Origin of the sequence: Caenimonas koreensis DSM 17982, assembly GCF_009646335.1 — a bacterium.
In the GTDB taxonomy this organism is placed as follows: Bacteria; Pseudomonadota; Gammaproteobacteria; order Burkholderiales; family Burkholderiaceae_C; genus Ramlibacter; species Ramlibacter koreensis.
In genome coordinates, this window is record NZ_WJBU01000011.1 from 77,117 (window position 1) to 92,431 (window position 15,315).

At 64.8% G+C, this 15,315-nt stretch carries 13 protein-coding genes; 3 read left to right on the plus strand and 10 right to left on the minus strand.

Annotation, left to right across the window (positions count from 1 at the left end; genetic code table 11):
• Nucleotides 1–3: 3 nt before the first annotated feature.
• From GHT07_RS12635 to ppx, 3 genes are all read left to right on the plus strand, one after another.
• Nucleotides 4–699, plus strand: a complete 696-nt coding sequence (locus GHT07_RS12635) for an aquaporin (protein WP_153585452.1) — start codon at nucleotides 4–6, stop codon at nucleotides 697–699.
• The gene (arsA, locus tag GHT07_RS12640) at nucleotides 696–2,474 is read left to right on the plus strand and encodes an arsenical pump-driving ATPase (protein WP_153585453.1); all 1,779 of its coding nucleotides are present in this window, start codon (nucleotides 696–698) and stop codon (nucleotides 2,472–2,474) included. The genes GHT07_RS12635 and arsA overlap by 4 nt, the downstream gene beginning before the upstream one ends.
• A gap of 61 nt (nucleotides 2,475–2,535) precedes the next feature.
• Complete coding sequence (gene ppx, locus GHT07_RS12645) at nucleotides 2,536–4,020, plus strand: exopolyphosphatase (protein ID WP_153585454.1); 1,485 nt, start codon at nucleotides 2,536–2,538, stop codon at nucleotides 4,018–4,020.
• A gap of 31 nt (nucleotides 4,021–4,051) precedes the next feature.
• Here the strand turns inward: ppx and GHT07_RS12650 are convergent, their stop codons facing one another.
• The 10 genes from GHT07_RS12650 to glmM form a co-directional block, all read right to left on the minus strand.
• On the minus strand, nucleotides 4,052–5,530 hold the full coding sequence (locus tag GHT07_RS12650; protein ID WP_153585455.1) for a CYTH and CHAD domain-containing protein: 1,479 nt from the start codon (nucleotides 5,528–5,530) through the stop codon (nucleotides 4,052–4,054).
• 46 nt (nucleotides 5,531–5,576) lie between these two features.
• The gene (locus tag GHT07_RS12655; RefSeq protein ID WP_153585456.1) at nucleotides 5,577–6,041 is read right to left on the minus strand and encodes a SixA phosphatase family protein; all 465 of its coding nucleotides are present in this window, start codon (nucleotides 6,039–6,041) and stop codon (nucleotides 5,577–5,579) included.
• Between the two features lie 3 nt (nucleotides 6,042–6,044).
• On the minus strand, nucleotides 6,045–8,141 hold the full coding sequence (gene ppk1, locus GHT07_RS12660; RefSeq protein ID WP_153585457.1) for a polyphosphate kinase 1: 2,097 nt from the start codon (nucleotides 8,139–8,141) through the stop codon (nucleotides 6,045–6,047).
• Nucleotides 8,142–8,181: 40 nt separating this feature from the next.
• Nucleotides 8,182–9,270, minus strand: coding sequence for a glycosyltransferase family 4 protein (locus tag GHT07_RS12665; RefSeq protein WP_153585458.1), 1,089 nt, complete (start codon nucleotides 9,268–9,270; stop codon nucleotides 8,182–8,184).
• The gene (locus GHT07_RS12670; RefSeq protein ID WP_153585459.1) at nucleotides 9,267–10,175 is read right to left on the minus strand and encodes a UDP-2,3-diacylglucosamine diphosphatase; all 909 of its coding nucleotides are present in this window, start codon (nucleotides 10,173–10,175) and stop codon (nucleotides 9,267–9,269) included. Before GHT07_RS12670 ends, GHT07_RS12665 begins: the two co-directional genes overlap by 4 nt.
• A gap of 4 nt (nucleotides 10,176–10,179) precedes the next feature.
• Complete coding sequence (locus GHT07_RS12675; RefSeq protein WP_153585460.1) at nucleotides 10,180–10,995, minus strand: GNAT family N-acetyltransferase; 816 nt, start codon at nucleotides 10,993–10,995, stop codon at nucleotides 10,180–10,182.
• A gap of 98 nt (nucleotides 10,996–11,093) precedes the next feature.
• Entirely contained in the window at nucleotides 11,094–12,137 is a 1,044-nt protein-coding gene (locus tag GHT07_RS12680; protein ID WP_323740918.1) for a DUF2817 domain-containing protein, read from the minus strand.
• Nucleotides 12,138–12,267: 130 nt separating this feature from the next.
• Nucleotides 12,268–13,377, minus strand: coding sequence for a calcium-binding protein (locus GHT07_RS12685; protein WP_153585461.1), 1,110 nt, complete (start codon nucleotides 13,375–13,377; stop codon nucleotides 12,268–12,270).
• A gap of 55 nt (nucleotides 13,378–13,432) precedes the next feature.
• A complete protein-coding gene (locus tag GHT07_RS12690) occupies nucleotides 13,433–13,978 on the minus strand; it encodes an MOSC domain-containing protein (RefSeq protein ID WP_153585462.1) in 546 nt (181 codons plus the stop codon).
• Nucleotides 13,979–15,313, minus strand: a complete 1,335-nt coding sequence (gene glmM / locus GHT07_RS12695) for a phosphoglucosamine mutase (RefSeq protein WP_153585463.1) — start codon at nucleotides 15,311–15,313, stop codon at nucleotides 13,979–13,981.
• Nucleotides 15,314–15,315 lie beyond the last annotated feature (2 nt).

Here is a 15,315-nt window from a genome sequence, read left to right on the forward strand (position 1 = left end):
TCCATGAAAAAGATGCCGCGAGCGCTGCTCGCTGAATTCATCGGCACAGGCATTCTGCTTTGCGCCGTGATCGGCTCCGGGATCATGGCCGAGCGGCTGAGCGGCGGCAACGTGGGCGTGGCGCTGCTCGCCAACACGCTTGCGACTGTGTTCATCCTGTATGTGCTGATCGAAGTGTTAGGCCCCATCAGCGGCGCGCACTTCAATCCGGTTGTGACAGTTGTGCTGGCCGCCCGGCAGGCCGAAAGCGCCTACGACAGGTTTACCCTGCCCGCACTTTTCATCGTGGCCCAACTTGCTGGCGCCATCGCTGGCGCTGCGTTAGCTAACGCCATGTTCGATCTGCCGCTGATCCAAGCCAGCACCAAACTGCGCGGGGGCTGGGGCCAGTGGCTGGCCGAGGCAGTGGCCGCAGCAGGCTTGATCTTCGTGATCCTGCGCGCGCCTGCCGGCAAAGCAGCCGCGCTGGTGGCCTGCTACATCGGCGCTGCGTACTGGTTCACATCGAGTACTTCGTTCGCCAACCCCGCCGCTGTGTTCGGGCGCATGTGGAGCGACACCTTTGCTGGTGTTGCGCCGGCAAGCGCACTGGGCTTTATTGCAGCCCAGGTGGCCGGTGGCGCAGCCGGAACAGCGCTGTCTTCCTGCTTCGATACAAGCAGCGCGTCAATCAGCGCGCCATCTGAAGACCAAACATGAATGCGCTGAGCCAACCCACACGATTTCTTTTCTTCACGGGCAAAGGCGGTGTCGGAAAGACATCCCTGTCGACCGCGACTGCGATCGCGCTTGCTGACGCGGGCAAGAAGGTGCTGCTGGTCAGCACCGACGCCGCATCGAACCTCGACGAGATGCTGGGCATCGTGCTTGCCAACACGCCCGTTGCCGTGCCCGGTGCGCCTGGCCTGTCGGTGCTCAATATCGACCCGGACACAGCGGCACATGCGTACCGCCAACGCGTTCTGGCGCAGATGGGTGCGGGCACGAGCGAAGCCGAGCTGTCGGCTGTGCGCGAACAGCTCTCGGGCGCTTGCACAACTGAGATCGCATCGTTCGACGAATTCGCATCGCTGCTCTCGAGCGACGATACGCGCTTCGACCACATCGTCTTCGACACGGCACCCACCGGCCACACCTTGCGCCTGCTGAGCTTGCCCAAGGCGTGGAGCGGCTTTCTCGCCGGCAACGACCGCGGCGCTTCGTGCCTGGGCCCGCACTCGGGCCTGAAGATGCAAGAGGCGCGATTCAAGGCGGCGCTCGACGCGCTGAGCGATCCAGCACAGACCACCGTGGTGCTGGTGACCCGGCCCGACAAAGGCGCGATCGCCGAGGCTGCGCGCACATCGGATGAGTTGCGCACGCTGGGCCTGAACAACCAGCGCCTGGTGATCAACGGCTGCTTTCACGCGACCGATCCAGCCGACATGGTTGCCGCATCCATTGAAGCATTGGGCGAGCAAGCCATCGCGCAGATGCCTGCATCACTGCTGGCATTACCGCAGGACCGCGTGCCACTGCGGCAGTTCGACACCGTAGGGCTGCCTGCGTTGCGCGCCCTGCTCGGCTCTGCGCCAGCCCCGGCACTGCAGGTGCGCGCCACTGCCGACGACCACGTTGACCAATTCCTCGGGCTGGGCAGCCTCGCCGACGAGCTGGCGCTGGCGGGCCGTGGCTTGATCATGGTGATGGGCAAAGGCGGTGTCGGCAAAACGACGGTGGCTGCGGCCCTCGCACTCGGGCTCATCCAGCGCGGCAACACGGTGCATCTCAGCACGACGGACCCCGCGGCACACCTGGCGGTGACGCTGCAAGGCGAAGTGCCCGGCCTGAACGTGGACCGCATTGACCCCAAGGTTGAAACCCAGCGCTACATCGACAAGATGATGGCGGCAAAGTCGCCCGGTCTTGATGCGCAAGAACAAGCATTGCTGCTTGAAGACCTGCAGTCGCCCTGCACCGAAGAGGTGGCTGTCTTCCACGCGTTCTCGCGAGTCGTGAGCGAGGCGCGCAGCGCTTTTGTCGTGCTGGACACGGCGCCGACCGGCCACTCGTTGCTGCTGATGGACGCGACAGGCGCCTACCACCGGCAGATGATGCGCGACTACGAAGGCCTGGGCGCCGCACGCGTGGTCACGCCGCTCATGCGGCTGCAGGATGCCGCGTACACCAAGATCATCCTGGTCACGCTGCCAGAAGTCACGCCCGTGTCGCAAGCCGCCGCCCTGCAGACAGATTTGCGCAGAGCGGGTGTCGACCCGTATGCATGGGTGCTGAACAAGAGTGTGCTGGCTGCAGGCACAAGCGACCCGCTGCTGGGTGCGCGCCTGAATGGCGAGCGCGTGCAGCTTGAGAGAATTTCGGGCGGGCTCGCGAGCCGCTTGTTCGTCGTGCCGTGGCTGGTTCACGCACCCGTTGGAGTGGAACAGCTGTCAAAGTTGGCCTGTCCAGCTCACAGCCAGATGCAAGCTTCGTAGTGCGCTCGACACGTCGGCGTGGCATGCCGATGCTATGCTGGCCGAAACCAAATCAAACAGCATGCAAGACGGCTCCCTCCTCGCCGCGGTTGACCTCGGCTCCAACAGTTTTCGCCTCGAAATCGGGCGGCTGGACCATGGCCAGATCCGCCGCACTGAATACCTCAAGGAAACCGTGCGCCAGGGCAATGGCCTGGACGAATCGCGCAACCTCACGCAAGACGCGATGCAGCGCGGGCTCGATTGCCTGGCTCGCTTTGGCGAGCGGCTGCGCGGCTTTCGCAAGTCACAGGTGCGAGCCGTTGCCACGCAGACGCTGCGCGAGGCACGCAACCGCGAAGCATTCCTTGCCAAAGCCAACCAGGTACTGGGCTTTCCGATCGAAGTGATATCCGGCCGCGAAGAAGCGCGGCTGATCTACCAGGGCGTTGCACGCTTGCTGCCGCAGTCTGACGAGCGCCGTCTTGTCGTCGACATCGGCGGCCGCTCCACCGAGCTGATCCTCGGCCAGCGCTTCGAGGCGCAGGTGATGGACAGCTTTCGCGTGGGCAGCGTCGCATGGTCGATGAAGTATTTTCCGCAGGGCGAATTCACGACATCAGCATTCCAGGCCGCCGAGGTCGCTGCCAAAGCCGTGCTCGATGAGGCGCTGGATGCGTACTCGCATGATCGCTGGGAGATCGCATACGGCTCGTCGGGCACGATCGGCGCCGTCGCCGACGTGTTGCTGGCCAGCGGCTTCGAGTCGGCGGCCGTCACGCGCGACGCGCTCGAATGGCTGCGCGAGCAGTTGATCGCCGCTCGATCGGCCGACCGCGTGAAACTCGAGGGCCTGAAGGACGACCGCCGCGCCGTGATCGGCGGTGGCCTCAGCGTCCTGCTTGCCGTGTTCGACTTGCTCGGCATCGACGAGATGCTGGCGGCGCAAGGTGCTTTGCGCCATGGTGCGCTCTACGACCTGCTCGATCGCGAGCATGGCGAAACCGACATCCGCTCCAGCACCGTGGAGCGGATGGCGGCGAAGTTCGGCGTCGATCTCTCGCAGGCGCAGCGCGTGCGCAAGGTTGCCCTGCAACTGCTTCGCCAGCTACGCGAAGGCGACGGCCCCGGCGACGTCGAACGGCTCCACAGGCCGGTGGAATGGGCTGCGCGCCTGCACGAGATCGGCAGCCTCATTGCGCACAGCGACTATCACAAGCATGGCGCGTACATCCTCGAGAACGCCGACGCCGCCGGTTTTGCGCAGCCCGAGCTGCACCAGCTCGGCCTGCTGGTGCTGGGCCACCGCGGCAAGCTGCGCAAGCTCGAAGCCGACTTCGGCGACGACGAATTCGTGCACCAGCTGCTGGCCCTGCGGCTGGCCGTGCTGCTGTGCCACGCGCGCCGCGATCCGGACCTGCGCGGCCTCACCTTGCGCGCCGATGGCCGCACCGTCACCCTGGAATTGCGCCCCGACTGGGCTGCCGCCTACCCGCAGTCTGCGCACCTGCTGCGTGAGGAATGTGTGGCATGGCAGAAAACCCCCTGGGCGTTTGCACTGGACTGAGTTGCGCCCATGCGCACGCCGCTGAAACGCACTATGGCCAAAAAGGCTTGCGCCTGAGAAACCGTGCGAGCTCGTTTGCGCAGGCACGGGCACTGACGTGGCACTGCGCCGCCAGCCAGCCTTGGCCGAACATGGCATCGGTATCGCGGCGAGCACGTTGGCGGTGAGCGTCCAGCGCGCCCAATTCATCGTTGTACTGCCCCAGTGCATCCTGCAGGGGTTGGGCCGCTTCGAGATAGCGCGCCACGTCTTTGCGCCCAAATAACGAAGCTGCGAGTTGCGCGACGTAGCGCAGCCGCTTCAGCCGCTTGCGCACCCGGTGCTGGCGGGCCTCGTCAAGTTGGCCATACCGCCTGCTGTCGTGTACCAGCGCCCGATGAAGGCGGGCAAGCCGCTGCGACACAAGGCGGCGCGCTGATGCGTCGCGGCTGGCGCCGCCTTCGCCCGCCGCCGCCGTGGCCGCCTCCAGCAGCACCAGGAGCGCCTGCTGGAACGGCTGCGATCGCACGGCGCGCGAGAGCTCGCTCGCACCAACAGGCGTCGGCCAGTCAAGTTGCGGCCCGCCATCAGCCACGATGCGCGGACCGATGAGCGTGATGAGGTTGTGCCGGTCACGGTGCTCGCCCAGCAGCCGGAACACGCCAGCCAGCTCCGCCTCGTGGCGCGTGTCCAGCCCCGGCACGCACCGGCTGAATTCCCGCACCACGACACGCAAGCGGCGAAGGCCGATGCGCAGCTGGTGGACGATGTCGGCATCGTCACACCCATCACCAACCGCCGAGGCGTTTGCAAACACCTGGTCGAGCGCATGCAGGGCCATTTCGGCCACCACGTTCACCGCACTCGCGTGCCGATGCAGTGAAGGTTGCGAGGCCGGCGTGGCATCGGGAATAGCCCTGCCCCTCGCGAGCAAGTCACCGCGCAGCGCCTTGCTCGCCGTCGAGATCCACAGCCCGTGCTCCTGAGCCCATTGGCGGGCCACTCGCACGGCAGCCGCCGGATCGCCATGCACACACTCGAACTCAATCTCGCAGACGGGCAGCGACGCGTCAGCGGCACGAATGTGGCCGCGGTCGAAGGCGATCTCCACACGATTGCCGTGCGAGTCTGAAATCTCGCTGGCGACGCGATACACGTCAGTCTCAAACCGCGCGACCAGAGGCTCGGCGTCGCCGAGATCGCGAACGCCCAGGGCGGTGCGAAACGCTTTTTCGACCACCGAGCCTGCATGCCGCTGCAGCGACACGGCAGGGACTGCCGCCGCGCGGCCAAGCGGCACGTTGTGCTCCAGCCGGGCGTGGCCGTGGGCACCCGGCGCCTTCGCTGTCTGCACCCACTCGCGGCCTTCCTTGCGCAAGCGAAGCGCCAAATGGTGGCGTGCCAGCAATTCGTCCGCTGAATCGAAGTACACCGCGCGCATGCGCTGGCGCGGCGCGGAGCCAAGCGCGGCGGCAATATCCCGGCTGCGTTCCGGCGGGACCTGTAGCTTCAATTCGAATTCGATCGACATGGTGGCCCTGAAAGTCGAACGGTAGCACCAGGCCCCGTGTCGGCGGCTAGCCGACGGTGTCCGGCGACTGCACGGCGATCAGCAAGGTCTGCTGGTGCCCGTCACGCTCGCGGGTGCGAAACCACCAGACGGCGCCCTTGCGGATCGGGCAGGCGGGCTGCTTGAGCTGCAACAGCTGCGCCACGGTTTCCCCAAGCACAGGCTGGTGGCCGACGATCACCACATGCTCCTTGGCATCGGGCCATTTGGCTGCTTCGAGGACGCCGGCGACGGTGCCGTCGGGCGCGAGCTCGGTGCGGGTCTTGAACTTGCGGCCCAGCGCCATCGCTGTCTGTTCACACCGAAGCGCGGGGCTCGCCAGGATGCGCGCGCCCTCCGGCAAGTGCCGGTCGAGCCATGCGGCCATGCGCATGGCTTGCTTCTCGCCGCGCGCCGTCAACGCGCGTTGCAGGTCGTCACCGCCGTCTACATCGTCCACGGCTTCGGCATGCCGCCACAAAATCAGGTCCATGGTTTAACCAGCTTCCTGCCCCTTGGGGGCAACATAGCGCGCCGCGAGGGCTGCCTGCGCACTCGGCGCCCTGGCGTCACTTGCGCGCTTGACGCGCTTGTAATGTCCGTCCGCCATCAGGTCCCAGGCGTCGCGCTCATCGTGCAGGTACGCGACCAGGCACTCGTCCACGATGCGCTGGCGCAGGACGGGATCGTTCACGGGCCACGCCAGTTCCACCCGGCGCAGCATGTTGCGGTTCATCCAGTCGGCGCTCGACAGGTAGAGCTGCTCGTCATCGTCGAGCCGGAAATAGATGACCCGCGAGTGCTCGAGGAAGCGCCCGATGATCGAGCGCACGCGGATGTTGTCCGTCACGCCCGGCAATCGGGCCGGCAACATGCAGGCGCCGCGCACGATCAGGTCAATGCTCACGCCTGCCTGCCCGGCGCGCACCAGCGCCTGCATCAGCGGCAGGTCGGTCAATGCGTTCATCTTGATGACGATGCGTGCCTTCTTTCCTTGCGCAGCACCTTCGGTCAGTGCCTCGATCCGGTCGAGCAGCTTGCGATGCAGGTGAAACGGCGCAAGCCACACCTGCGCAAGACGCGGCAGGCGGCTGTGGCTGGCCAGATGGACAAAAACGGCTTCAAGATCGGACGTGAGCGCCACGTTGGCCGTCAGGTAGCTCAGGTCTGTGTAGAGCCGCGCCGTGCGCGAGTTGTAGTTGCCCGTGGACAGGTGCGCATAGCGAACAAGCTGTCGCCCTTCGCGCCGCGTGATGAGCAACATCTTCGCGTGGGTCTTCAGGCCGATCACGCCATAGACCACTTGCGCGCCGATCGCCTCCAGTGACTCGGCCCAGTTGATATTGGCCTCTTCATCGAAGCGCGCTTTCAGCTCCACAACCGCAGTCACTTCCTTGCCGCGCCGCACGGCCTCCTGCAACAAGTCCATCAGTTCAGAGTCGGCGCCGGTGCGGTAGATGGTCTGCTTGATTGCCAGCACCTTCGGGTCGTGCACGGCTTCGCGCAGGAACGCCAGCACGCCGTCGTAGCTCTCGAACGGCTGGTGGATCAGGACATCGCGTTTGCGCAACTGCTCGAAGATCGACTGCCCCGGCACGAGTTGGACGGGATACGTCGGTGTGTGGGGGGCGAAGAGCAGCTTCGGCTCGTCGAGCAGGTCGATCAGTTGCGCGAACCGCACGAGGTTCACCGGGCCATGCACGCGATACAGCGCGCCCGGCGGCAACTCGAACTCACGCAGCAGGAAAGCCGAGAGATATTCGGAACACCCCGACGAGACTTCCAGGCGCACGGCCTGGCCGTAGTGGCGATGCTGCAAGCCCAGCCGCAAGGCGGTGCGCAGGTCTTTCACGTCGTCTTCGTCCACCGCCAGGTCCGAGTGGCGGGTAACGCGGAACTGCGAGAACTCGCCGACCTGGCGCCCCGCGAAGAGGCTGTCGAGGTGCGCGCGGATCACGCTGGAGAGCGACACGAAGAGCGACTTGCCGCGCGACACGCGCGAGGGCATGCGGATCAGGCGCGGCAGCACACGCGGCACCTTCACGATGGCGATCTCGTTCTCACGGCCGAAGGCGTCCTTGCCCGACAGGCGCACGATGAAGTTGAGCGATTTGTTCGCCACCTGCGGGAACGGGTGCGCGGGATCCAGGCCCACCGGAATGAGCAAGGGCCGCACGTCGGATTCAAAGTAGCTGGCTACCCAGGCGCGCTGGGCCGCAGTGCGCTCGCCACTGGAGACGATCTCGATGCCTTTTTTGGCAAACGCGGGCATCAGCTCGTCGTTGTAGAGCGAATACTGCTTGTCCACCAGTAAGTGCGCGGCGCGCGACAGGCTCACGAACGACTGCACGGAGTATTCGCCCTTCGCCTGCCCCGTCTGCACGGCTGTCAGGTGTGGCGCAGCACGCACTTCGAAGAACTCGTCGAGGTTGGACGAGACGATGCACAGGTAGCGAAGCCGCTCAAGCAACGGCACGTCGGCGCGATGCGCCCAGTCCAGCACGCGCTCGTTGAAAGCGAGGATGCTGTGGTCACGGTCGAGGAAAGGGATTCCCTGCGAGGAAGGCGCGGACACGGCGGCGGCGGAGATCAGGGTGTAAGTCGATTTGATGAAGCAATTGTGACAGTGTCACTTAGCCAGATGACAGGTTCGTGACGGCCTGTGTGGGCTGTGTTTGCGCTTTGTCATGTGCGCGCGCCTGCACAAGAAAGCTCGCAAAAAGGCGGGTCGCGTGCGCCCAGCTGAAGTCGAGCGAACGGGCGCGCGCTTCATGGCGCGGCACACCCATCGCACCGAAGCTGGCCTTCTGCAAATCTTCATGCATCACACCGCCCAGGCTGCGGCCGCTGTCGTGCAGGCGGCCCAGCACTTCGAGCGGGCCATCCACCGGAAACGCAGCAACTGGCGTGCCACACGCCATGGCCTCGACCATCACCAGGCCGAACGTGTCTGCGTGACTTGGGAAGACAAACAGGTCCGCGCCTGCATACACCGTTGCCAGCTTGTCGCGCGGCAACAGGCCCAGCCATCGCACCTGTGGAAACCGCTGCTTCAGCGATGCTTCGACCGGGCCGACACCGCAGACCACCTTGGTGCCGGGAAAGTCCATCTTCAGGAAGGCCTCGATGTTTTTCTCGTATGAAACACGTCCCACAAACAAGGAGATGGGCCGCGCCAGGCCGGCGAATTCCGCAATGTCGGCGGGCCGCGCCTGGTATTCGAAGAGCGTCGTGTCCACGCCATGCGTCCACGCGCGCAGGTTGCGAAAGCCCCTGCCCTCCAGCATGCGCAGCACGCTTTGCGTCGGCACCATGATCCCGGACGAGTGCTTGTGGAAGTGGCGCATGACCGCATAGCCCCACCCCACTGGCACACGTGCCGCGGCGTTCACGATCTCGGGGAACTTCGTGTGGAACGCCGTGGTGAAGCGCAGCCCCTTCGACAGGCAGTAGGAGCGGCCCGCCCAGCCGAGTGGCCCTTCCGTGGCGAGGTGGATCGCATCGGGCTGGAACTCGTCCAGCATTTCGCGCAGGCGCTTCTTCGGCGAAATTGCGAGATCGATGCCCGCATAGCCGGGACACGGGCGCGTTGCAAACAAGCCGGGCTGGATCACTTTGACCTCGTAGCCGAGCAGCGTGAGTTCACGCACCAGTTCCACGAGCGTCGTCACGACGCCATTGACCTGCGGCAGCCAGGCGTCAGTCACCAATGCGAGTTTCATGCGTGTTCCTTCACGAGGGCGGTGGCGGGTTGGATGGCGGTGTGTGAATGGGTGCCGGGGACGTCGTGGCCGGTGCTCCAGCTCAAAAGTTCGAGCCGGCCGTCGAAGTGCTCGACGAGTGCGCTGCGGCTTTCAACCCAGTCGCCGTCGTTGCAATACAGAACGCCGTCGATCATTCGCATCTCTGCGCGGTGGATGTGGCCGCAGACAACGCCGTCGTGGCCGCGGCGCTTGGCTTCATGGGCAACGGCCGCTTCAAAGTCAGTGACGTAGTTCAGCGCCTTCTTCACCTTCTGCTTGAGGTACGCCGAGAGCGACCAGTACGGCAGGCCGAGCCGGGCGCGCATGTGGTTGAGATGGCGGTTCAGCCGCAAGGTGAACTCATACAGGTTGTCGCCGACATACGCGAGCCACTTTGCGCACTGCACGACGCCATCGAAGTAGTCGCCATGAATCACCCACAGGCTGCGGCCATCTGCCGTGACGTGCACGGCTTCATTGCGCACTTCGATGCCGCCGAAATGATGGCCCGCAAACTGCCGTGCGAATTCGTCATGGTTGCCCGGCACGTAGATCACGCGGCAACCCTTGCGCGCTGCACGCAGCAGCTTCTGCACGACGTCGTTGTGCGCCTGTGGCCAGTACCACCGCTTGCGCAGCTGCCAGCCATCGACGATGTCGCCGACAAGGTACAGGTTGTCGCACGGATAGTCTTTGAGGAACTGCAGCAGCGCCTGCGCCTGGCAGCCCGGCGTGCCCAGGTGAATATCGGAAATGAAGATCGTGCGCATGCGCTGCCCGCCATGCGCGTCATCGGCATCGTGGGTGTTGTGCGTGGTGTCGAACGCTGCGCCGGCGACGATACCTTCTGTGAATGGGAGGAAGGCGTCGAAGGCGGTGCGCATCGCCTCATTCCTTGAATTGGCGGCGGTAGCGCGAAGGCAGGTCCGCCACGCGCATCAGCATCGGCAAGTCGGCCGTGTTGAAGTCCGGGTCCCATGCCGGAGGCCCCAGCACCTTGGCGCCCAGGCGCAAGTAGCCCTTGATCAGCGCGGGCGGCTCGACATCGAGCGAGCCATCGAGTTGCTCGACTGGCAGCGGCAAGCGCGGGCGCACGTGATATTCGATCGGCGCCAGGTGCGTCTTGCTCACTTGCTGCCAGATGCTCGCCGCTGCGTCGCCACTCACAACACCGTTGTGCAGCATCGGGATGCTGGCGCAGCCGATCATCGTGTCGAGCTTGTTGCGATGCATGAATTGCGCCAGCGCGCCCCACAGCGCGAGGATCACGCCGCCGTGGCGATGGTCGCGGTGCACGCAACTGCGGCCGAGCTCGACCATGCGTTCGCGCAGGAAGCGCAGGCGCGTCAAATCAAATTCCGTGTCGCTATAGGCACCACCCGCGCGCTTGGCCTGCGCCGGGGTGAGCACACGGTAGGTGCCAATGACTTGCAGTGTTTCGGGGTCACGCACCAGCAGGTGTTCGCAGTAGTCATCGAACAGGTCGACGTCGTGGCCCGGCACGTTGGTGTTCAGCCGTGCGCCCATCTCCTCTGCGAAGACTTTGAACCTCAGGCGTTGCGCCTGCCGGACTTCGTCCTGATGCCGAGCCCACGAAACCAGCGCACCGCCTGCCCTTTGAACATCTGCATCATTTCCTGGAAGTGACCCCCGTTGCACGGCGACCGGCGAAAGTGCAAAGGTCGGGTTCGGCAGTTCGTTCATCGATCGGCTCCGGTTGGTCTCGATGAGCGGGAGTGTGCAAACATCCAGTGACGCGAATGTGGCAATTGCGGGTCAGTTTGATGACACACCGCCAGCGTTTATGTACGCGCGTACCAGCGCTGCATCGCAGCAGCACGGTGTGTCTGGAGCGCATCGCCTTCTGGCAGCCATGCGCTCGCCGATGCGGCCGCACGTAGCGTGAAATCGAGCAGCGCGAAGTGCCGTCGCAGCACGCGCTGCTGCCGGTGCTCGATCAGCGGGTTGAAGATGCCGTGGCGCGAGAAGAGCTGGCGCGGGTTCTTTCGCACCCACAGCCATGAACCCATCTCCAGCGTGAGCGGCAGGAAGACGCCCTGCCCCGCTTCGCACGCTTGCATGTACGAGTAGTCCCACAAGTCGCCATGCGCCAGGTACTGGCGGCTCTGCGGCTCGAACACGTAATGGTGGTGGTTGTTGCTCTGCTCGAAGATGTCGTTGAGCGCGTGCAGGTGCGCCAGATGTGCAATCGGCTGGCGGCGATGCGCCATCGGGAACCAGATGCGGTCTCGCATGCCGAAACCCGAATGGCAATCCAGCGCCAATGAAAACTTGCGCCCGTGCAACTCGCGCTGCACGACATCGCACAGCGCGGCGCTCTCTGGCTGCATCGGCTCACCCAGCCGACCGCGATACCACGGCAGGCCTGCACTGATGCGCTGCCCACCCACGAGGAATGGCACGGCGTCGAGTGCATCGACCGGCGCGTTGCGCATCAGGTCCACACCTTGCGGATTGGCGCGTGTGCCGCGCAGCATGCCGCCGGGATTGACGATGGGAATGAACACGACTCGCACACGCTCGAGCAACTGATGAAGCGACGAATCCCATTCGAGGCGCGAGACCAGGCTGTCGAGCCATGCAGTTACTACAGCCGACCCAATGCGCTCGAGGCCGTGCACACCGCCGACGTAGGCGACGCCAGCATCCGCGTGCGGATTACCCAGCGTGACGACGTGCAGCGGCAATGTCTGGCCGGGGGTGCCTTGCACTTCGCAGGCGATGTGCCGCTGCGCATCGCTGCCCAGTCGAGACAGGACGCGTTCGAGCTCCTGGAGTTCGGGAACCCGCGCCTTCAACGCCAGCTGCGTTCGCGCAGGCGCCACAGCTGCAGCGCGACGAATTCCACGGCGCCGCGCATGCAAGCAGCGGCAATGGCGACGATGACGATGGGTTGGGTCATGGGTCGCATCGTGCAACCCATTTGTGGCACTACGATGAAAACGCGCGTTGGCGCTAGATCCACTGGCTCGGAATCAGCTGCTGGACGCTACCGGTGAAGTCCACCATCTTGTCGGTGTTGATCGACTGGACGGCAACGTAGGCCAGCAGGTCGGCGTCCGTCTCGAACAGGTGGCCCGGCCCCATCAGGGCTGTGACAGCGGCCACCTGGTCGGGCGTCGGGTCGATTTGCAACACCGTCTGGAAAAGATGGGTCACGAAGTCGGCCGCGCCGACGTCCGCGAGACCGAACAACTCGAGCAGTTCGTGGGAGAGCTCATTGATCGACGAAGTTGAGTCGGCCACCGACGCATACGTCCAGAGCGTGCCCGCACTCGGCTTGAAGCCGGTCCCGGCCCAAACCAGCGCTGCCAGGTTCCACAGCGAATCACCCACATGCGTGTCGAACGCAAAGGTCTTGTCGAAAGCCTGAACACGCTCTACATCGATATAGGTCGTGACGCGGCCCCACGCCGTCACCGTGAGGTGGTCCAGCGTGCCGCTCACGGCTGTGATGCCGTTAGACAGCGCGTAGAGCAACGCTGTGTCAGTGCCATCGCCGCCATCGAGTGTGTCGTTGCCGCCCTGGCCGCCATCGAGCGTGTCGTTGCCTGCAAAGCCGTAGATCTGGTCATTGCCCACGACGCCGGTCAGGTGATCGTCGTCCGCCGTGCCGTTCGTGACGGTGAAGGTTGGCGGCAACGGGTCGATCGTGATCGTGGCACCGGCAAAATTTTTCGGCGTGCCCGCCTGCAGCGCGCCGAAACGATTCACGGACTGGCCGTTGCTTGGCAGCGCGAAATACACGACTGAATCGACACCGGCAAAGTTGACCGTTCCGCTGGCCGTGAACAGGAAGTTGTCCGGAATGATGAAGTCGGGTTTGACAACGCCGATGTCAGCGAAGGCCTGCGTGGCAATCAGCACCGTTGTGTTGGCCGTCAGCTCGCTCGGCAAGTCGTGCGTGAACTCCAGCGTGTGCGTCGCGACGCCATTGCTGACGCTGATGTGCTGGCCCACCCAGTGGCCCTGGTCCTGGAAGTTGCCAACGGACAGCTCGATGTACTGCATCGTGCCATCGGCGTTGGAATAGATCTCGTTGATCTTGTACAGGTGGAAGGTCATGGCCGCGAGTATCCGCGCAGCCTTTCGAACGGGCAAGCCACCGGGCCCGCCCGCTTCAGACTGGAATCAGCGCGACGTGCGGCAGCGCAGGCAGCATCACTTCAATGGCGTCGCCCGTGCGCACCTCGCCGCCCTGCAGCACGATGCCCATCACGCCCGCCTTGCGAATGAGGTTGCCCTGCGCATCGCGATCGAGCACGGCCGCCGTCAGGCCGAGCTGGAACTTGTCGATCTGCGAACACGGATTGCGCAGGCCTGTGATTTCAACGATTGCATCGGCACCGATGCGAAGGCGCGTGCCAGTGGGCAGCGCCAGCACATCGAGGCCGCGTGTAGTGATGTTCTCGCCAAGGTCGCCAGGGAACACGGCGAAGCCGCCAGCAACCAGTTCATCGAACAGCTCCGCATGCAGCAGATGCACTTGCCGCAAGTTGGGTTGCGACGCATCGCGTGCCACGCGCGAGCGATGCTGCACCGTCACGCCGGCATGCGTATCACCCTGCACGCCCAGGCCTTCGAGCAAGGTGATCGCCTCTTCAGTGAACTTGCTGAAGCTGTGGCTCGTGCTCGCGTGGACGGCAACAACGCGCGGCTGCGACATTCAACCGGCCTTCACCGCCTGCGCGAGTCGCTCGGCCATCGACCTGGCCACAGACTCTTCGCGGGCTTCGACCATGAGCCGCAGCAAAGGCTCTGTGCCACTCGCGCGGATCAGGACGCGGCCCTGCCCCGCGAGCTCGGTTTCGACTTTGCGGCTCTCCGCGGCCAGCGCTTCGCTCTTTTTCCAGTCCTGCCCGGGTTGCAGCCGCACGTTGATGAGGCACTGCGGAAAGATCGTGACGTCTTCAAGCAGTTGCGCCACCGACTTGCCACTGCGCACCACTGCATTGAGCACTTGCAACGCGCTGATGAGGCCATCGCCCGTGGTGTGCCTGTCGAGTGCGAGCAAGTGGCCAGAGCCCTCGCCGCCCAGCAGCCAGCCGTGGCGGTCGAGTTCTTCGAGCACGTAGCGGTCACCGACTTTGGCCCGCACGAACTGCAGGCCGCGGGCCTTGAGGGCGATCTCGACGGCCATGTTGGTCATCAACGTGCCGACGACCCCTGGCACCTTCTCACCGTTCGCCAGACGGTCGGCGGCAAGTAGATAGAGCAGCTCGTCGCCGTTGAACAGGCGCCCGTTGTTGTCCACGACTTGCAGGCGGTCAGCGTCGCCATCGAGCGCAACGCCAAAGTCGGCCTTGTGCTGCTTCACGGCGGCCACGAGTGCGTCGGGGTGGGTAGCGCCCACATGGTCGTTGATGTTCAGGCCGTCAGGCGCGCAGCCGATGCAGATCACTTCGGCGCCCAGCTCGTGGAACACCTTGGGCGCAACCTGGTACGCCGCGCCATGGGCCGCATCGACCACGATGGTCTTGCCGCGCAAGGTGAGGTCGCTGGCGAAGGTGCCTTTGCAGAATTCGATGTAGCGGCCTGCCGCGTCGTCCAGGCGGCGGGCCTTGCCGAGCGTGGCGGAATCAGCCCACACGGGCGGCTCGTCGAGCGCGGCTTCAACGGCGATTTCCCATTCGTCAGGCAGCTTCGTGCCCTGCGCGCTGAAGAACTTGATGCCGTTGTCCGCGAATGCGTTGTGGCTTGCACTGATCACCACGCCCAGGCTCGCGCGCTGCGCCCGCGTCAGGTAGGCCACGCCCGGTGTGGGCAGCGGGCCGAGCAGCACGACATCAACGCCGGCGGAGTTGAAGCCCGATTCCAGCGCGCTCTCGAGCATGTAGCCGGAGATGCGGGTGTCCTTGCCGATCAGCACGGTGGGGCGCGCCTCTTTCTTCTTCAGCACACGGCCTACGGCATGTGCAAGGCGCAGCACAAAGTCGGGCGTGATCGGCGGTTGGCCGACCGTGCCACGGATGCCGTCTGTGCCGAAATATTTTCTTGTCATGG